This window comes from Agromyces sp. MMS24-JH15 (assembly GCF_043518605.1).
In the GTDB taxonomy this organism is placed as follows: domain Bacteria; phylum Actinomycetota; class Actinomycetes; order Actinomycetales; family Microbacteriaceae; genus Agromyces.
Genome location: NZ_CP171358.1, coordinates 3,196,467 through 3,214,927 on the forward strand (window position 1 = coordinate 3,196,467; position 18,461 = coordinate 3,214,927).

16 protein-coding genes, 2 tRNA genes and 1 pseudogene are annotated in these 18,461 nt (G+C 71.4%); 2 read left to right on the forward strand and 17 right to left on the reverse strand.

Going from position 1 to position 18,461, the window contains the following annotated elements:
* Positions 1-34: 34 nt before the first annotated feature.
* The 3 genes from ACDF64_RS14540 to ACDF64_RS14550 form a co-directional block, all read right to left on the reverse strand.
* Positions 35-108, reverse strand: a tRNA-Ile gene (locus ACDF64_RS14540).
* Positions 109-136: 28 nt separating this feature from the next.
* Entirely contained in the window at positions 137-1,390 is a 1,254-nt protein-coding gene (locus ACDF64_RS14545) for a glycosyltransferase (RefSeq protein WP_394552071.1), read from the reverse strand.
* Between the two features lie 148 nt (positions 1,391-1,538).
* On the reverse strand, positions 1,539-2,456 hold the full coding sequence (locus ACDF64_RS14550; RefSeq protein WP_394552072.1) for a DMT family transporter: 918 nt from the start codon (positions 2,454-2,456) through the stop codon (positions 1,539-1,541).
* A gap of 72 nt (positions 2,457-2,528) precedes the next feature.
* Between ACDF64_RS14550 and def the strand changes: the two genes are divergently transcribed.
* The gene (def, locus tag ACDF64_RS14555) at positions 2,529-3,095 is read left to right on the forward strand and encodes a peptide deformylase (RefSeq protein ID WP_394552073.1); all 567 of its coding nucleotides are present in this window, start codon (positions 2,529-2,531) and stop codon (positions 3,093-3,095) included.
* 57 nt (positions 3,096-3,152) lie between these two features.
* Here def and ACDF64_RS14560 read toward each other — a convergent pair whose 3' ends face one another.
* The 11 genes from ACDF64_RS14560 to dusB form a co-directional block, all read right to left on the reverse strand.
* A complete protein-coding gene (locus ACDF64_RS14560) occupies positions 3,153-3,458 on the reverse strand; it encodes an AzlD domain-containing protein (protein ID WP_394552074.1) in 306 nt (101 codons plus the stop codon).
* Entirely contained in the window at positions 3,455-4,135 is a 681-nt protein-coding gene (locus ACDF64_RS14565; protein ID WP_394555159.1) for an AzlC family ABC transporter permease, read from the reverse strand. The genes ACDF64_RS14560 and ACDF64_RS14565 overlap by 4 nt, the downstream gene beginning before the upstream one ends.
* A gap of 113 nt (positions 4,136-4,248) precedes the next feature.
* A tRNA-Asn gene (locus ACDF64_RS14570) sits at positions 4,249-4,324 on the reverse strand.
* Positions 4,325-4,416: 92 nt separating this feature from the next.
* Positions 4,417-5,277, reverse strand: coding sequence for an ATP-binding cassette domain-containing protein (locus tag ACDF64_RS14575; protein WP_394552075.1), 861 nt, complete (start codon positions 5,275-5,277; stop codon positions 4,417-4,419).
* Positions 5,274-6,962 carry an ABC transporter ATP-binding protein gene (locus ACDF64_RS14580; RefSeq protein WP_394552076.1) on the reverse strand — a complete coding sequence of 563 codons (1,689 nt, stop codon included), beginning with the start codon at positions 6,960-6,962 and terminating at the stop codon, positions 5,274-5,276. The genes ACDF64_RS14575 and ACDF64_RS14580 overlap by 4 nt, the downstream gene beginning before the upstream one ends.
* A complete protein-coding gene (locus ACDF64_RS14585) occupies positions 6,959-8,032 on the reverse strand; it encodes an ABC transporter permease (RefSeq protein ID WP_394552077.1) in 1,074 nt (357 codons plus the stop codon). The genes ACDF64_RS14580 and ACDF64_RS14585 overlap by 4 nt, the downstream gene beginning before the upstream one ends.
* Position 8,033: 1 nt before the next feature.
* Positions 8,034-9,131: an ABC transporter permease gene (locus ACDF64_RS14590; RefSeq protein WP_394552078.1), complete on the reverse strand. Its 1,098-nt coding sequence runs from the start codon at positions 9,129-9,131 to the stop codon at positions 8,034-8,036.
* An 84-nt stretch (positions 9,132-9,215) separates the two neighbouring features.
* The gene (locus tag ACDF64_RS14595; protein ID WP_394552079.1) at positions 9,216-10,844 is read right to left on the reverse strand and encodes an ABC transporter substrate-binding protein; all 1,629 of its coding nucleotides are present in this window, start codon (positions 10,842-10,844) and stop codon (positions 9,216-9,218) included.
* 215 nt (positions 10,845-11,059) lie between these two features.
* The gene (gene dnaG, locus ACDF64_RS14600; protein WP_394552080.1) at positions 11,060-13,021 is read right to left on the reverse strand and encodes a DNA primase; all 1,962 of its coding nucleotides are present in this window, start codon (positions 13,019-13,021) and stop codon (positions 11,060-11,062) included.
* 34 nt (positions 13,022-13,055) lie between these two features.
* Entirely contained in the window at positions 13,056-14,315 is a 1,260-nt protein-coding gene (locus ACDF64_RS14605) for a deoxyguanosinetriphosphate triphosphohydrolase (protein ID WP_394552081.1), read from the reverse strand.
* A gap of 1 nt (position 14,316) precedes the next feature.
* Positions 14,317-15,474: a tRNA dihydrouridine synthase DusB gene (gene dusB, locus ACDF64_RS14610; protein ID WP_394552082.1), complete on the reverse strand. Its 1,158-nt coding sequence runs from the start codon at positions 15,472-15,474 to the stop codon at positions 14,317-14,319.
* Positions 15,475-15,566: 92 nt separating this feature from the next.
* Here dusB and ACDF64_RS14615 point away from each other — a divergent pair, with 92 nt between their 5' ends.
* A complete protein-coding gene (locus tag ACDF64_RS14615; protein ID WP_394552083.1) occupies positions 15,567-16,049 on the forward strand; it encodes an aminoacyl-tRNA deacylase in 483 nt (160 codons plus the stop codon).
* Positions 16,050-16,172: 123 nt separating this feature from the next.
* On the opposite strand, the gene ACDF64_RS14620 is transcribed toward ACDF64_RS14615, so the two are convergent.
* The 3 genes and pseudogenes from ACDF64_RS14620 to recO all read right to left on the reverse strand — a co-directional run bounded on the left by ACDF64_RS14620 (position 16,173) and on the right by recO (position 18,446).
* A complete protein-coding gene (locus tag ACDF64_RS14620) occupies positions 16,173-16,844 on the reverse strand; it encodes a DsbA family protein (RefSeq protein WP_394552084.1) in 672 nt (223 codons plus the stop codon).
* 44 nt (positions 16,845-16,888) lie between these two features.
* Positions 16,889-17,712 (reverse strand): annotated as a pseudogene (locus tag ACDF64_RS14625) (isoprenyl transferase).
* A complete protein-coding gene (gene recO / locus ACDF64_RS14630; protein ID WP_394552085.1) occupies positions 17,709-18,446 on the reverse strand; it encodes a DNA repair protein RecO in 738 nt (245 codons plus the stop codon). Before recO ends, ACDF64_RS14625 begins: the two are co-directional and overlap by 4 nt.
* Positions 18,447-18,461: the final 15 nt, after the last annotated feature.

An 18,461-nucleotide genomic window follows, 5' to 3' on the forward strand; every position in this document is an offset into this window, starting at 1 on the left:
ACAAACCCCCAGATCAAGCCAGAAATCCGAAACGTAGGGCGGACGGGACTTGAACCCGTGACCGATGGATTATGAGTCCACTGCTCTGACCGGCTGAGCTACCGCCCCGCGCGCCGCCTGTGTGCCGCGGCCCGCGTCACTCGGGCAGCGCCGCCGGCGCGGTGTAGGTGACCGGGTCGGTCACCGGCTTCCCACGATACAGCGCCTCGAACGTCGAGATCGTGCGCTGGATGTCGTGCGCCGCGATGAGCCGGATCGACCCTTCCTTGAGCGTGCGGTAGTCCTCGGGCGTCGCCTCGAGCACGGTCCGCAGCTTCTCCGCGAGGTCGGCGGGGCTGCCCGGCTCGAAGAGGTAGCCGTTCTCGCCGTCGTGCACGAGGTGCGGCAGCGCCATCGCATTCGCCGCGACGACCGGCAGGGCCGACGCCATCGCCTCCATCGTCACGATGCTCTGCAGCTCGGCGATCGACGGCATGGCGAGCACGGATGCCCGGTGGTAGGCGTCGCGCAGCTGCTCGTCGGTCACGTACCCGGTGAAGGTGACGCGGTCGGCGAGACCGAGCTCTGCGGCCAGGTGCTCGAGGTGGCGACGCTGGTCGCCGTCCCCGACGATCTCGACCTTGACGTCGAGTTCGGCGGGCAGCAGGGTGGTCGCGCGCAGCAGCACGTCGATGTGCTTCTCGCCCGTCACGCGGCCGACGAAGATGATCCGGTTCTCGGTCCGCGGCGCCCAGTTCGGGGAGTACTTGTGCGCGTCGATGCCGCACGAGATCGCGTGGACGCCGGTCAGCCCGGTGGCGCGCTCGAGGAAGTCGGCGGCACGCCGCGTCGGCGTGGTCACGGACTCGGCGCGGACGAAGCAGCGCTTGGCCGAGCGCCAGGCGACGCCGACGGCCCATTCCTGCCAGGCCTTCGGGATGAGCGAGAACTCGAGCATGTTCTCGGGCATCACGTGGTTGGTCGCGATGAGTCGGATGCCCCGCTTCTGGGCTTCGATCGACAGACCGCGCCCGACCACGAAGTGCGACTGGAAGTGCACCACGTCCGGCTGCACGTCGTCGATGATCCGCGCCGAATTCTGCTTGATCCGCCACGGCAGCGCGAAGCGCAGCCAGTCGTGCGGGTACCAGCGCCAGCTCAGGAGTCGGTGGGCCGTGATCTGGCGGCCCTCGTGGATCTCGGTCCACGTGCCGTGCTTGCGGCTCGCCGCCGGCGCCATGACGTGCACGTCGTGACCGCGCTCCACGAGTCCTGCGGCCAGCCGCTCGGCGAACTTCGCAGCGCCGTTCACGTCGGGCGTGAACGTGTCCGCTCCGATCAGGATGCGCAGGCGGGGTTCGGACGCGGATTCGTCGACGACTCGCGGCGATGCACCGGGGGTGTCAGGCACAGTGGTGGGATCCTCACAGTGAACTTCGGCCGAGGCGGTGGCCTCGACGGCGCCGCGGCGTAGGGTGGCTCGCGACTCCATCCGACCCTAGCGCATGGGCCTCAGCACTGGCCCTGCGGCACGGCTGGCAGGCGACTTCGCGCGCCCGTCAGAGACGCGTCTGCGGGTGGTTCCGCGCGAGCAGGAACACGCCCCAGACGGCGATCGCGCCGGCCACGGCGAAGATGCCCATCGCCCATGGCGGCGCCTGGGATGCCTCGCCGAGGACGGTGATGCCGATGAGCACGGCCACGATCGGGTCGACGACCGTGAGGCCGGCGATCACGAGGTCCGGCGGGCCGGACGCGTACGCGTTCTGCACGAAGTACGCGCCGAGCGCGGCAGCGGCCACGAGCGCGATGACGCACAGGAAGGTGAGCCACTCGAAGTCGCCCTGCTCGATGCGTCCGATGACCACCTTCGCGAGCGTCGCGACGAAGCCGTAGAGCACGCCCGCCATGATCACGTAGTAGAGCGCCCGGATGTGCTTGCGGAGCATCAGGAAGGCGACCGCCGCCACGACGAGCACGACCGCGAGGATCGCCAGGATGATGATGAGCTGCGCCTCGGTGACGGGCTTGTCCACGGCGGTGAACGCCGCGACGCCGACGAACAGGAACACGCCGCCCACGCACATCGCGATCGCGGTGATCGACTTGCGGTTGAGCTTCACGTGGTTGACCTGCGAGTTCACGATCGACGTGATGACGAGCGCGATCGCGCCGAGCGGCTGCACGACGATCAGCGGCGCGAAGTAGAGGCTGGTGAGCTGGAACACGATCGCGAGCCCCAGCATGAGGGTGCCGATGACCCAGGAGGGCCGCGCGAGCAGGAGTCCGAGCTGCCGCAGGTCGAGGCCCTTGCCGACCGAGTCGGTCGTGTTCCGCTCGACCTTCAGCACGCCGCGGTGCTGGAACTGCGCCCCGAGGGACAGGAACACCGCCCCGATCAGCGCCAGCGGGATCCCGATGAACTGCTGCGGATCGAGGGCGATCTGCTCGGAGAGGTCGCTCAAATCGGGTTCCACGCCCTCGACCTTACCGCTCGACCCCCGGTTCGCCCGCCAGACCCCCGCACCGCGCGCCGATACGATGGCCGGATGGCCGTCCTCCCCATCCGCATCACCGGCGAACCCGTCCTGCACTCCCCCGCCGCGCCCGTCGAGCAGATCGACGACGCGCTGCGGACGCTCGTCGCCGACCTGTTCGAGACGATGGATGCCGCGCCCGGCGTCGGCCTCGCTGCACCGCAGGTCGGCGTGCCGCTGCGCGTGTTCACGTACGGCTGGACCGACGAGGAGGACGTCGTGTGGCGCGGCGTCGCGATCAACCCCGAGCTCTGGCTCGCCCCGTCCGAGCCGGGCGACCCCGACCCCGACCTCGAGTCCGAGGGCTGCCTCTCGTTCCCCGGCGAGCGGTTCCCGCTCCGGCGCTCCGAGCGCGTGCTCCTGCGCGCCACCGACCTCGAGGGCGAGCCCTTCGAGATCGACGCGCACGGATGGCTCGCACGGATCTTCCAGCACGAGTACGACCACCTCGACGGGGTGCTGTACACCGACCGCCTCGCGCACCGCGACCAGCGCATCGTCGCGAAGATCACCCGCAAGCTCGACTGGGGCAAGCCCGGCCGGAGTTGGCAGCCGGGCGTCGACGACCTCGACGCCTGAGCGCGCAGACGCGGAGTCGCAGCGCGGCCCGAGCGACCGCTCGGGCGGGCCGCCGGCTCAGGTGAACGCGCGGATCCCCGCGGCGATCGCCGCCGCCGCGATGACCACGACCACGAACGGCACCCGCAGCGCGAACAGCGCCGCGGCGACGATGACCGCCGGCACACGGGCATCCACCTGGATCGACTGGCCGACCGCGAGCGTCTGCACCGCGATGAGCGCGGCCAGCAGCGCGACCGTGAGCAGGTCGGCGATCCGCGCCGGGCGTTCGCGCTCCAGGAACCCGGCGGGCACGAGGTGGCCGGCGAGCTTGAGGGCGAGGGTCGCCGCGGATGCCACGAGCAGGATGTGCCAGACGGTCATGCGGCGCGCCTCCGCTCGAACAGGTCGAACCAGCCGACCACGACCGCGACGACGCCCGCGACGAGCACCGGGAGTCCGGGCATGAGGACCGGCGTGGCGACGACCGCGACGACCGCGGCGATCGCGGCCACCGCGCCCGCCTGACGGCGCTTCAGGCGCGGCCAGAGCAGTCCGAGGAACGCGGCCGCGGCCGCGGCGTCGAGCCCCCACGCACGCGTGTCGCCGATCGCGTCGCCGATGAGCGCGCCGAGGAGCGTCGTCAGGTTCCAGCCGACGAAGATGATGACGCCGGTCACCCAGAAGCCGATGCGCGCCGAGCGCCGGTCCGACTGCGCGAGCGCGACCGCGGTCGACTCGTCGATGGTCACCCACGCGGCGAGCACGCGACGGACGACCCCGCCGTCGTCGACGATCGGCTTCATGCGCATGCCGTAGACGACGTTGCGCACGCCGAGGAGCGCGGCCGTCGCGATCGCCGACCCGCCCGCCGCGACGCCGCCCGACGCGAGCACGCCGACGAGCGCGAACTGCGAGCCGCCCGTGAACATCACGAGGCTGAGGAAGCACGTCTGCCAGATGTCGAGACCCGCGGCGACCGCGAGCGCGCCGAACGAGACGCCGTAGACCGCGGTCGCGAGCCCGACCGAGAGGCCGTCGCGGACGGCGGGCGAGCGCATGCCGCGCGGGGCATCCGTCACGGCCTCGTCGTCCACACGACTCCCCTCGGCACGGCGGCGCAGCGGCGCCGGAAACTGCGAAGGGCCGCCCGGTTCGCACCGGACGGCCCTCTTGGCTCCCCCACTTGGACTCGAACCAAGAACCTATCGGTTAACAGCCGATTGCTCTGCCAATTGAGCTATGGAGGATCGCGCACCGCCTGATCGGCGGTGCGGCACGAGCCACTCTAGCAAAGGCCCCGCCCCGACTCCAATTCGAGGCGGCCTCAGCTCGGGCGGCCTCAGGCGGGACGTTCGGGCGCGAGGTCGTCGATCACCGCGTGCCCCGCATCGAGGGCCCCGGCGAGGGCGCGGACGTACGGATGCACCGGGTCCTCGAGCACCGCGTCGATCGTGCCGAGCGCCACGAGTCCGCCCCGGTCGAGCACCGCGATGCGGTTCGCGATGCGCCGCAGCACGGGCAGGTCGTGGCTCACGACGATCGCCGAGAAGGTCCGCTCGGTCTGCATGTTCACGATGAGCTGCGCGACCGCATCGCGCACCGTGAGGTCGATGCCGGCGGTCGGCTCGTCCGCCACGAGCAGCGACGGCCCGAGCACGAGCGCTCGCGCGAGCGCGAGCCGCTGCCGCTGGCCGCCGCTCAGCTCGTACGGGTACCGCTCGAGCAGGCTGAACGGCAGCTGGACCGCGTCCACGAGGGTCGCGACGCGGTGCGACAGCGTGCGGCGGTCGAAGTGCCGATCCCGGAGCAGGATCGGCTCGGCGACCTGCTCGGCCACCGTCAATTCGGGCTGGAGCCGGGTCGCGGCATCCTGCGGCAGGTAGCCGACGTGGAAGCGCAACTCGGTGAGCGCGCGCTTGGAGATCGAGCGGAGCGCGGTGCCGAGCACGCGGGCGTCGCCGCCCGTGATGAACGGCCGCACCTCACCGTCGCGAGGGTCGAGGTGGGCGCCAGCGAGCACGCGGGCGAGCGTGCTCTTGCCGCTGCCCGCGCTGCCGAGGACCCCGAGCACCTCGCCCGGTTCCATGCGCAGCTCGATCCCGTGCAGGGCGACGTGCGCGCCGCTCGCGCCGTGCGCCGGGTACTCGACCGAGAGGTCGCTGACGACGACCGGGTGGCCGTGCTTGGGTCCTGCGCTCACGCGTCCTCCTTCCGCAGCCGGGCGAGCTCGGCGCGCCGCTCGGCCTGCGCGACCGGATCGGGCACCGGCAACGACGCCAGCAGGCGTTTCGTGTACGGATCCTGCGGGGCGCCGAGCACCTCGGCGCCCGTGCCCTCCTCGACCAGCCGCCCGTGGTAGAGCACCGCGATCCGGTCCGCGAGGAGGTCGACGACCGCGAGGTCGTGGCTGATGAACAGCGCCGCGAACCCGAACTCGCGCTGGAGCTCGCCGAACAGGTCGAGCACGCGCGCCTGCACCGACACGTCGAGCGCCGACGTCGGCTCGTCTGCGATGAGCAGCTCGGGCTCGAGTGCGAGCGCGCGCGCGAGGCTCGCGCGCTGGCGCTGGCCGCCGCTCAGCTCGTGCGGGTACCGGTCGCCGTAGGCGCGCGGCAACTGGACGGCCTCGAGGAGCTCGTCCACCCGGGCGCGCGCCGACCGGGGGTCGCGCGCGCGACCGTGGATCACGAGCGGCTCGGCGACGCACTGGGCGATCGTGAGCAGCGGGTTGAAGCTCGACGCCGGATCCTGGAACACGAAGCCGATCCGGCCGCGCACGGGCCGGAACCGCCGTTCGCGGATGCCGAGCATCTCGTGCCCGAGCACCTGGAGCGACCCGCCCGAGATCGGCGTCAGGCCCGCGATCGCACGGCCGATGGTGGTCTTGCCGGACCCCGACTCGCCGACCAGCCCGAGCACCTCGCCCGGGCGGATCACGAAGTCGACGCCGCGCACCGCTTGGAACGCCGGTCGGCCGAACCGACCGGGGTACTCGATCAGGAGGTCCTTCGCCTCGACGACGGGCGTCTGCTCGATCCAGTCCGCCGGTCGCGCCGCGGCGCGCGCCTCGGCACGAGCCACCCCGTGGCCGACGTACGGCACCGCGGCGAGCAGCGCCTTCGTGTAGTCCTCCTGCGGCGACGCGAACAGCGTGCGCACGTCGGCCTGCTCGACGAGTTCGCCCTGGTACATGACCGCGACCCGGTCCGCGAGGTCGGCGACCACGCCCATGTTGTGCGTGATGAGCACGATCGCGGTGCCGAACTCGTCGCGGCAGCGGCGCAGGAGGTCGAGGATCTCGGCCTGCACCGTCACGTCGAGCGCGGTCGTCGGCTCGTCGGCCACGATGAGCCCGGGGTCGAGCACGAGCGCCATCGCGATCACGATGCGCTGCTTCTGCCCGCCCGAGAACTGGTGCGGGTAGTAGTCGACGCGCTCCTCGGGCTCGGGGATGCCGACCCGCCGGAGGATGTCGATCGCCTTGGCGCGGGCCTCGGCCTTCGACAGGTCCTGGTGGGCGCGCAGGCCCTCGATGATCTGCCATCCGACCGTGAACACCGGGTTGAGCGCCGACGAGGGCTCCTGGAACACCATCGCGACGTCCGTGCCGCGCACGCGCCGGAGTCCCGCCGCGTCGAGCGAGACGATGTCGTGCTCGCGCGTGCCCTCGCGGTTGGCGAGGATCACCGCGCCGCTCGTCGTGGCGGTCTCGGGCAGGAGCCCGAGGATCGTCTTCGCGGTCACGGTCTTGCCGCTGCCGGACTCCCCCACGATGGCGAGCACCTCGCCGCGCTCGACGCGGAGCGACACGTCGTCGACCGCCTTCACCGCGCCCGCGTCGGTCGCGAACGAGACGCCGAGCCCTTCGATGCTGACGATGCTCATGGCTTCACCTCGATTCCGTGTTCGTCGAACGTCTCCCCGTCTTCGAGCCCGCCCAGCCCGCCGGGGCCCGCGATCAGCGTGCCACCGGGGACGACCGAAGTCGCCGCGACCTGGCCGGCCGCCTGCGCGACACGGCGCCGGCCCCGCAGGCGCGGGTCGGCGAGGTCGTTCAGGCTCTCGCCGACGAGCGTGATGGCGAGCACCGTGAACACGATCGCGAGGCCGGGGAACACCGCGGTCCACCAGATGCCGCTCGTGACATCCGACTGCGCCTTCGAGAGGTCGTAGCCCCACTCGGCTGCGGACGTCGGCTCGATGCCGAACCCGAGGAAGCCGAGGGCCGTCAGCGTGAGGATCGCCTCCGAGCTGTTGAGCGTGATGATGAGCGGGAGCGTGCGGGTCGCGTTCCGGAACACGTGGCGGAAGACGATGCGCGAGCTCGAGGCGCCCAGCACCTTCGCGGACTCCACGTACGCCTCCGCCTTGATCCGGACCACCTCGGCGCGGATGACCCGGAAGTACTGCGGGATGTAGATGACCGTGATCGATCCGGCGGCCGCGGCCACGCCGCTCCACAGGTTCGACTGGCCGCCGGAGACCGCGATCGCGAGCAGGATCGCGAGCAGCAGCGACGGGAAGGCGTAGACCGCGTCGCTCACGACCACGAGCACCTTGTCGAGCCAACCGCCGAAGTACCCCGAGAACAGGCCCAGGAGCACGCCGACGACGATCGAGAGGAGCAGCGCGACCACGACGACCAGCAGCGCGGTCTGGGTGCCCCAGACCACGCGCGAGAACACGTCGTAGCCGCCGACCGTGGTGCCGAACCAGTGCTCGGGCGACGGCGGCTGCTGCGTCCCGAACTTCTCGCCGTCGACGGTGCGCTGCGCGAAGCCGTACGGCGCGATCAGCGGCGCGAACAGGGCCGTGAAGAGCCAGACGCCGATCATCACGAGGCCCGCGACGAGCATGCCGCGCTGGAGCCCGACGCTCTGGCGGACCTGGTGCACGACCGGGATGCGGTCGACGAGACGACGCCGGGGCGCCACCGGAGCGGATGCCGCGGTCATCTCAGTACCTCACCCTCGGGTCGATGAACGCGGCGAGGATGTCCACGAGGAAGTTCGTCACGGCGACGATCACGGCGAGCAGGGCCACGATGCCCTGCACGGCGACGAAGTCGCGGTTCTCGAGGAACTCGGCCATCTGGAATCCGAGCCCGCGCCATTCGAACGTCGTCTCGGTCAGGACCGCGCCGCCGAGCAGCAGCGCCACCTGGAGGCCGATGACCGTGATGATCGGGATGAGGGCCGGACGGTAGGCGTGCGTCCGCAGGAGCCTGCCCTCCGCGACGCCCCGCGAACGGGCGGCATCCACGTAGTCCGTCGCCAGCGTGCCGATCACGTTCGTGCGGACGAGGCGCAGGAAGATGCCGGCCGTCAGCAGGCCGAGCGCGATCGCGGGGAGGATCGCGTGCGCGAGCACGTCGACCAGGACCTCGGGGTTGCCCGTCCGGATCGCGTCGATCGTGTAGAAGCCGGTGCGGAACGGCAGGAGCTGCATCTGGATCTCGGAGTCCACGTCGGCGCGGCCGGCGACCGGGAGCCACTTGAGCCACACCGAGAAGACGAGCTTCAGGAGCAGGCCGCCGAAGAACACCGGCACGGCGTACCAGAAGATCGCGAGCACCCGGTAGACCGCATCCTCCGGCTTGTCCCGGTGGTAGGCGGCGCGCTGGCCGAGCGGGATGCCGACCGCGAACGCGACGATGAGCGCGTAGAAGACCAGCTCGAACGTCGCCGGGCCGTAGGTCGCGAGGACCTCCACGACCGGACGGTTCGTCGTGATCGTCGTGCCGAAGTCGAGCGTCCCGATCTGGCCGAGGTACTCGAGGTACTGGACGAACACCGGCCGGTTGTACCCCGCGGCCTCGCGGAGCGCGTCGAGCTCCTCCGGCGAGAGGCGGCCGCCCTGCGCCGCGGTGATCGGGTCGCCCGTCAGGCGGGCGAGGAAGAAGACCATCGTGACGAGGATGAAGATCGTCGGGATGATCAGCAGGAAGCGGACGAGCAGGTACCGGCCGAAGCCGCCCCCCGCGGATCGCGGCCGCGGCGCCTTGGGGCCTTGTGGCGCCCCGTCGGCGGCGGTCAGGGGATCGAGAATGGTCATGGGTCCTCGGGGTGGAGACAGGAACGGGGGCGACCCGCGGTCGCGGATCGCCCCCGTCGGTTGGATCGACTCTAGTCGGCCGGATCAGCCCTTCGAGAGGGCGGCGTACCGGAACTTGAACGACGCGTCGAGCGTGTCCTCGGCGCCGGAGACGTCCTTGCCGACGACCGCGACCTGCGCACCCTGCATGTACGGGATGGTCGACAGGTCGGCGGCCACCTTGTCCTGGATCTCGCCGATGAGCGCCTCGCGCGCGGCGGGGTCGGCCGTGACGGCCTGCTCGAGGACGAGGTCGTTGACCTCCTGGTTGTCGTAGTGGTTCGACAGGAAGTTCTTCGTGAGGAAGAACGGCGTGAGGTAGTTGTCGGCGTCCGAGTAGTCCGGGAACCAGCCGAGCTGGTAGGCCGGGTACAGGTCGGCGACGCGGTCCTTCGAGTACTGGACCCACTCGGTCGACTGCAGGTTCACCGTGAACAGGCCGCTCGACTCGAGGTTGTCCTTGATGATCGCGTACTCGTCGGACGAGGACGGGCCGTAGCGCTCGGCGACGTACTGGATCGAGATGTCCAGCGGCGTCGAGACGCCCGCGGCGGCGAGGCGCTCGGCGGCCTTGTCGGGGTCCGGCGCGCCATTGCCGTCGCCGTAGAGGCCCTTGAGGGACTCGTTGGCGCCGGTCAGGCCCTCGGGCACGTACGAGTACAGCGGCGTGAAGGTGCCCTTGTACACGTCCTCCGAGATCGCGTCGCGGTCGATCAGGTCGGCGATCGCCTGGCGGACGGCGAGCGCCTTGGCCGGGTCGGCCTCCGCGGTCGTCGCGCCGAACGGCATCGTGTTGAAGTTGAAGACCAGGTAGCGGATCTCGCCGCCGGGGCCGTCGACGACCTTCACGTTGTCGTTGCCGCGGAGGTCCTCGATGTCGGTCGCGCTGAGCGTGCGGTGCGCGACGTCGATGTTGCCCTCCTGGACGTCGAGCTTCAGGTTCGAGGCATCCGTGTAGTACTTCACGTTGACCGTGTCGGTCTTCGCCTCGCCGAGCAGGCCCTGGTAGTCCGGGTTCTTCTTGTACGACACGAGCTCGTTGAAGTTGTACGTCGTGATCGTGTACTGGCCGGCGAACGCGTTGCCCTCGACGATGTCGTCGTCCGCGGTGAGCGAGTCGGCCGAGAAGACGTCCTCGTCGACGATCGGGCCCACCGGGCTCGACAGGATCTGCGGGAAGATCTGGTCGTTCGGGGAGATCAGGTTGAAGACGACGGTCAGGTCGTCGGGCGTCTCGACGCTGTCGAGGTTGTAGAGCAGCGACGACGGGCCGTTCTCGTCGGCGATGGCGACCTGGCGGTCGAACGTGAACTTCACGTCCGACGAGGTGAGCTCGTTGCCGTTCGCGAACTTCAGGCCCTCCTTGAGCTTCACCGTGTACTGGGTGTCGCTCGTGAACTCGGCGGACTCGGCGATGTCGGGCTCGACGTCCGGGCTGCCGTACGGGGTGTTCAGCAGGAACGGGTACACCTGGTTCATCACGGCGAACGAGCCGTTGTCGTACGAGCCGGCCGGGTCCAGCGCGGTGATCTGCTCGGTCGTGCCGATCGTCAGCGAGCTGCCGCCGCTGGTCTCGCCGCCGCCGGCCGTGCAGCCGGCGAGGACGAGTGCGGCCGCCGAGAGACCGGCGGCCGTGGCGATGGCCCGGCGTCGGTTCTGGGTTGCGGATGCCATATCCGTCTACCTCTTCCTGTCGTGGACGTGACGAAGGGACGTCGTCACGCGGTATTCCTCAGAGGTAGCACAGGCGGAGGAAACCGTGGCTGGAGGAGGCCTCAGGCGACGGAATGTTTATCGAAGTGCAATCTCGGACGCACGATCTGCGCGCGCCGCCGCGCGGCGGTGCGCAGGTGCGCAGCCGGACGCGGGCTCGCCGCCCCTCCCGGGGATCACTCCCCGCCGAGCGCCCGGCGGTCGCGTTCGACGTCCACGAGCGCACGCTGCAGCCTCGCGTACGCGTCGAGGTCGGCCGGGTCCGTGCGCTGCAGCCGCCCGAGCAGCTCGCGCTTCTGCCGCAGGAGCTCGCGGTCCACGAGCGAGGTCAGGACGCCGCGGACGTAGGCGGTGAGCTCGGAGTCGGTGCGGTGCGGCACGGGAGCGACCGCGAGCTGCTGCACGACGCTCGCATAGGGCTGCGGGACCTCCGCGAGCACCTGGGCGACCGTGAGCGCCTCGCCGTGCGTCGCGAGCGCGCCCGCGACGCCGTCGCGCACGACCGCGAGCGTCTCGTTGCCGAACCGGGTGTCGGTCGCCTGGTGCAGCAGGTCGGCCCCGGCCACGGCGGGGAACTGCAGCATCGCCTGGAGCGCGTCGCGCTCGAGCCGGGTCGACGGGTCGGGCGGCAGCTGCGTGATCGAGAACGGCCGGGGCGCGGCATCCTCGCCCGCATCGCGGGCGCCCGCATCCGGCCCGCCCGGTCCCGGTTGCGGCCGGCGAGCGGATGCCCCGGACCCGGATGACCCGGACCCGGATGCCCCCGGCGCGGATGCCCCGGACGCGCCGGCGTCGCGCCGGCCGTCGGCGCTCGCGCGCGACCGCGCACCCGACGACCGCACGGCCCGCTCGACCTCGCCGAGCTCGAGCCCGAGCATGCGCGCGAGCTCACGCGTGTAGCCGGGCCGGAGCGCGGGGTCGCGGATCTCGGCGACCGCGGGCGCGGCCGCGCGCAGCGCGCCGACCCGGCCCTCGACGGTCTCGAGGTCGAACCGGGACACCGTGTGCCGGATCACGAACTCGAACATGGGCGTCTTCGCGTCGATGAGCGCACGCACCGCGCCGTCGCCCCGCGCGAGGCGCAGGTCGCACGGGTCGAGCCCGTCGGGCGCGACCGCGACGTACGTCTGCGCGCTGAACCGCTGCTCCTCGGCGAACGCGCGCATCGCGGCCTGCTGGCCCGCCGCGTCGCCGTCGAACGTGAACACGACCTCGCCGATGCCGGAATCGTCGCCGAGCACCCGGCGGAGCACCTTGATGTGCTCGACGCCGAACGACGTGCCGCAGGTCGCGATCGCCGTCGTCACGCCCGCGAGGTGGCAGGCCATCACGTCCGTGTACCCCTCGACGACGACCACGCGGTGCGACTTCGCGACATCGCGCTTGGCGAGGTCGAGGCCGTAGAGCACCTGCGCCTTCCGGTACAGGACGGTCTCGGGCGTGTTCAGGTACTTCGGGCCGTTGTCGTCCTCGAGCAGGCGACGCGCGCCGAACCCCACCGTCTGCCCGGTGACGTCGCGGATCGGCCACACGAGCCGCCCGCGGAAGCGGTCGTAGACGCCCCGGTCGCCCTGCGACACGAGGCCCGCGGCCGAGAGCTCCTCGATCGAGAAGCCGCGGCCCTTCAGGTGGTTCGTGAGCCGCTCCCAGCTCTTCGGCGCGAACCCGACGCCGAACCGCCGTGCGGCGTCGCCGTCGAACCCGCGCTCGCCGAGGAACCGGCGCGCGACCTCGGCCTCGGGCGAGCCCAGCTGCTCGGCGAAGTACGCCTCGGCCGCCTCGTTCGCCGCGAGCAGGCGCGCCCGGTTGCCGTGCTCCTGCGCGGGTGCGCCGTCCTCGTAGTGCAGTTCGAAGCCGATGCGCCCCGCGAGCCGTTCGACCGCCTCGCTGAACGACACGTGGTCCATGCGCTGCAGGAAGGTGTAGACGTCGCCCGACTCGCCGCAACCGAAGCAGTGGTAGTACCCGAGCTGCGGGCGCACGTGGAAGCTCGGGCTCCGCTCGTCGTGGAACGGGCAGAGGCCCTTCATCGAACCGACGCCGGCGGACTTCAGGCTCACGTGCTCGCCGACGATGTCGGCGATGTTCGTGCGGGCCTTGACCTCGTCGACGTCGCCCTGGCGGATGCGGCCGGGCATCGTCACCTCCCCCGGGTCATCGTCGCATGCGCCGTCATCGCTGGACCAGCCGCTCGTACCACGCGAGCGCAGACTGGTCGGTGAGGCTCGCGACCTGGTCGACGACCGCACGCGTGCGCCCGGCGTCGTCGGGCGCGGCCCGCCAGTCCTCGGCGAAGCCGGGGTCGAGGTGCTGCTCCCCCGTCGCCAGGAGGACGTCGGCGAGCGCGGTGAGCACTTCGCGCTGCTGCCGGTAGATCGGCTTGCGGGTCGTGGTGGACATCACGAAGGTCGCGACGATGCCCTTCAGCACCGCGATCTCGGCCTGGATCTCGCGGGGCACGACCACGTCGGCGTCGAAGCGGATCAGGCTCGCGAGCGGGAACGCGCCGCGCGTGGCATCCGTCGCGGCGTGCGCGAACCGGCCGATGAGCTGGCTCGTGAGGTCCTTCAGGCGCGCCTGGTCGCGGCGACTGCCGTCCCACGAGTCCATCCACACGTCGAGCGAGTCGAGGCGGTCGAAGGCCGCGACGAGTTCGTCGTGCGCGATCGCCCCGCCGATCCACTCGTACATCGACGACACGAGGTCGTCGTGGTCGACGCGCGCGCCGAGTGCGGCGACGTCGAGGTAGCCGTTCACGATCGCGTCCTCGAAGTCGTGCACCGAGTACGCGATGTCGTCGCTCAGGTCCATCACCTGGGCCTCGATGCAGAGCCGGCGGGCGGGTGCGCCGGCGCGGAGCCACTCGAAGACCTCGACGTCGTCCTGGTAGAAGCCGAACTTGCGCCGGCCGGACGGGTCGGGCACGCCGGATGCCTCGGGCCAGGGGTACTTGCAGCTCGCGTCGAGGCTCGCCCGGGTGAGGTTCAGCCCGTACCCGCGGCCGTCCTCGCCGAACACCTTCGGCTCGAGCCTGGTCAGCAGGCGGAGGGTCTGCGCGTTGCCCTCGAAGCCGCCGATCTCCGACGCCCACGCGTTCAGCGCCTTCTCGCCGTTGTGGCCGAACGGCGGGTGGCCGAGGTCGTGCGCGAGGCACGCCGTGTCGACCACGTCGGGGTCCAGCGCGAGGTTCGCCGCGAGCTCGCGCCCGATCTGGGCGACCTCGAGCGAATGCGTGAGCCGGTTGCGGGCGAAGTCGAGGCCCGCCGTGGGGCTCAGTACCTGGGTCTTCGCGGCGAGCCGCCGCAGGGCGCTCGAGTGCAGGAGTCGCGCGCGGTCGCGCGCGAAGTCGCTGCGACGCGAGGTGTGCTCCTCGGGCAGCCGTCGCTCGTGGTCGGCGTCGTCGTAGCCGCCGAACAGCCGTCGCTCGCGCAATTCAGCCGCCGCTCGTGTCGAGCTCGGCGTCGACGAGCGTCACCCGGTCGTGGCCCGCGAGCTCCTGGGATGCGAGCCAGCCGTCGGGCAGGGCCGGGTTCTTCGGGGTGCCCGCCCGGCCGCGCGGGCCTTCGGCGCCCTCGCCCGGGTACGGCATCGACCAGTCGAGCGTGCCGAGCAGGTCGTCGAGCATCGCGAGCGACTCGACCGTCGCGAGGCGGGCGCGCAGCTCCCCGCCCACCGGGTAGCCCTTGAAGTACCAGGCGACGTGCTTGCGGATGTCCCGGCAGCCGCGCTCCTCGCTGTCGAAGAACTCGGTCAGGAGCTCGGCGTGGCGGCGGAAGGTCCGCGCGACGTCGCCGAGCGACGGCTCGGCCTTCGTGTGCTCGCCGCGGAACGCCGCCGCCAGGTCGCCGAAGAGCCACGGCCGGCCGAGGCATCCGCGCCCGACGACCACGCCGTCGCAGCCGGTCTCCGCGACCATGCGGACCGCGTCGTCGGCCGACCAGATGTCGCCGTTGCCGAGGACCGGGACGCTCCCGACCGTCTCCTTGAGCTTCGCGATCGCCGACCAGTCGGCGTGGCCCGAGTAGAACTCGGCCGCGGTCCGCGCGTGCAGTGCGATCGAGGCGACGCCCGCGCCTTCGGCGATCCGGCCGGCCTCGAGGTAGGTGAGGTGGTCCTGGTCGATGCCCTTGCGCATCTTCACGGTGAGCGGGATGTCGCCCGCGGCCTGCACCGCACCCTCGACGATGTCGCGGAACAGGCCCGACTTCCACGGCAGCGCGGCGCCGCCGCCCTTGCGGGTGACCTTCGGGACGGGGCATCCGAAGTTCAGGTCGATGTGGTCGGCGCGGTCCTCGGCGACGAGCATCGTGACCGCCTCGGCGACCGTCTTCGGGTCGACGCCGTAGAGCTGGATCGAGCGGGGCGTCTCGGACTCGTGGTGGGTGATCAGCCGCATCGACTCGGGCGTGCGCTCGACGAGCGCGCGGCTCGTGATCATCTCGCTCACGTACAGGCCCGCGCCGAACTCGCGGCACAACCGACGGAACGCGGTGTTCGTGATGCCCGCCATGGGGGCGAGCACGACGGGTACGTCGAGCGTGATCCCGCCGATCGACAGCGGGTCGCGTGTTGAGGTGGTGGCAGACGACATCGCCTCCGATTCTCCCAGACTTCGGGCACCCGGTGCCCGCGGCGTGCGGGACGACGCATAGGATGCGAGCACTGCGACCTCGGGAGGACCACATGACGGATGCCCCGCCGACCGGCGCCGAGCGCGTTCGCGCCGACGCCGACGCCCGCGGACTCGAGGTCGAGATCATCGAACGGCCCGCCGCGCGCAGCCTCGAGGAGGCCGCGGCGCTCCTCGGCATCGAGCCGGGCGACATCGTGAAGTCGCTCGTCGTCAAGCGCAGCGACGACACCTACGTGTTCGCGCTCGTCCCCGGCGGCCGCAAGATCAGCTGGCCGAAGCTGCGGCAGCTTCTCGGCGTCAACAAGCTGCAACTGCCGGATGCCTCGCTCGCGCTCGCCGCGACCGGCTACGAGCGCGGCACCATCACGCCGCTCGGGTCGACGACCGCGTGGCCCGTCGTCGCGGACGCCGCGATCGTCGGCCGCCGCGTGTCGATGGGCGCCGGCGAGCACGGCCGGAGCCTGTTCGTCGACGCCGACGCGCTCGTCGCCGCGTTCGACGCGACCGTCGCCGACATCAGCGAGCCGGAGTAGAGGTCCATCCGGTGGTCGTGCCCGGAACGAAGCAGACGTCGCCCTCGCACACCATCGCGGAGGGGTCGCCGGGCAGCAGTGTGAACGGAGTCGGCGCGGCCACCGGGGCATCCGTCGCGTCGCTCACGCGGCCTGCCCCTGCTCGCCCGCGACCTGCGTGAGCACGTTCGCGAAGACCTCGGCGGGCTGCGCGCCCGACACGCCGTACTTCCCCTCGAACACGAAGAACGGCACGCCCTGGATCCCGTACGCCTGCGCCTGTGCGATGTCGGCCTGCACGTCTGCGGCATAGCGGCCCGACTCGAGCGCCTCGCGCGCCTCGGCACCGTCGAGGCCGAGCTCCTCGGCCCAGCCGACGAGCTCGTCGATCCGGTTCACGCGTCCACCCTCGACGAAGTACGCCTTCAGCAGGCGCTCCTTCAGCTCGAGCTGCTTGCCGTTCGCCTTCGCGAAGTGCAGCAGCTCGTGCGCCTTCAGGGTCTTGGTGTGCGCGACCGTCTCGAAGTGGTACTCGAGCCCCGCGTTCGCGGCGACCCCGGTCACGTGCTCGAGCATCTGCTCGACGCGCTCGACGGGCATGCCCTTGCGCTCGGCCAGGTACTCGACGGTCGAGCCCTCGAAGTCGAGCGGGGTGTCGGGCGAGAGCTCGTACGAGTGGTACTCGATCTCGACCGCGGGCGCGTCAGCGCCGAGCGCCGCGATGCCGGCCTCGAGGTGCCGCTTGCCGATGTAGCACCACGGGCACGCGATGTCGGACCAGATGTCGATCTTGATGGGAGCGCTGGGGGAAGTCACGACGAAGGGAAACGGCGATCCATGCGTACGTATTCCCGGCTCGCTCAGCCCGCCCCCGCCTCGGTCGCGGCATCCGGCGTGTCGATCGCCCCGCCGAACCGGCGGTTCCGGCTCGCGTAGAGCTCGATCGCCTTCCACAGCTCGACCCGCGAGAAGTCCGGCCACAGGGTGTCGAGGAACACCATCTCGGCGTACGCCGACTGCCAGAGCAGGAAGTTCGACGTGCGCTGCTCCCCGAGCTGCGAACGAACAGGTCGACGTCGGGCATGTCCGGCACGTAGAGCCGGCGGTCGATGAGCTTCTCCGACACCGCCGACGGGCGCAGCCGCCCGGCCGCGACGTCGTCCGCGATCGAGCGGACCGCGTCGACGAGCTCGTTCCGGCCGCCGTAGTTCACGCACATCGTGAACTGCAGGCCCGTGTTCCCGGCCGTCAGCCGCTCGGCGACCTGGAGCTCGTCGATGACCGACTTCCAGAGCCGCGGCCGGCGCCCCGCCCAGCGGATCCGCACATCCCACTCGTTGAGCTGGTCGCGCCGGCGGTGCAGCACGTCGCGGTTGTAGCCCATGAGGAAGCGCACCTCGTCGGGCGAGCGCTTCCAGTTCTCGGTCGAGAACGCGTACACCGACAGGTGCTTCACGCCGATCTGGATCGCGCCCGCGACGACGTCGAGCAGCACCTCCTCGCCCGCCTTGTGGCCCTCGATGCGCGTGAGCCCCTGCCGGTTCGCCCACCGCCCGTTGCCGTCCATGACGATCGCGACGTGGTTCGGCACGGCCGCCGCCGGCAGCGCGGGCGGGGTGAGCCCGGTCCAGTCGAGCGGCCGGTAGGGCACGGCGTCCTTGTGCGTGTACGGCTTGGGACTCACTGGTCGGATGCTCCTCTGGAGACGTGCGGCAGCGAGCGGAGTCCCCGCTCGAGGTGCCACTGGGCGTAGGCCGCGACGATGCCGCTGGCCTGGTTGCGGTCGCGCTCGCCGGATGCCTCGGCCGCCGCCCAGTCGCCCGCGAGCAGCGAACCGAGCAGGCCCACCGTCGCCGGGTCGATGCGCGGCGAGCCCGGCGGGGCGCAGTCGTCGCAGACGACCCCGCCGAGCTGGACCACGACGGCGGTGTGCGGGCCGGGCGCGCCGCAGCGCGCGCAGTCCTGGAAGCTCGGCGCCCACCCCGCGAGCGAGAGCGAACGCAGCAGGTACGAGTCGAGCGTGAGGCCGACGCCGTGCTCGGCGCGCGCGAGCGAGCGCAGCGCCCCGACGAGCAGCAGGTACTGCTGCAGCGACCCCTCGGCCTCGGTCACCCGGTCGGCCGTCTCGACCATCGCGCTCGCGGCGGTGTAGGCCGCGTAGTCGCGCGATATCTCCGCACCGTACGACCCGAGCGACTCGGCCTGCGTGATGACGTCGAGCGTGCGGCCCTCGTACAGCTGCAGGTCGGCGACCATGAACGGCTCGAGGCGCGCACCGAACTTCGACGCCGTGCGGCGCACGCCGCGCGCGACCGCGCGGACCTTGCCGTGCCGCCGGGTCAGCAGCGTGACGATGCGGTCGGCCTCGCCCAGCTTGTGGGTTCGCAGCACGACGGCTTCATCACGGTAGACGGGCACCCCACGATTCTCCCA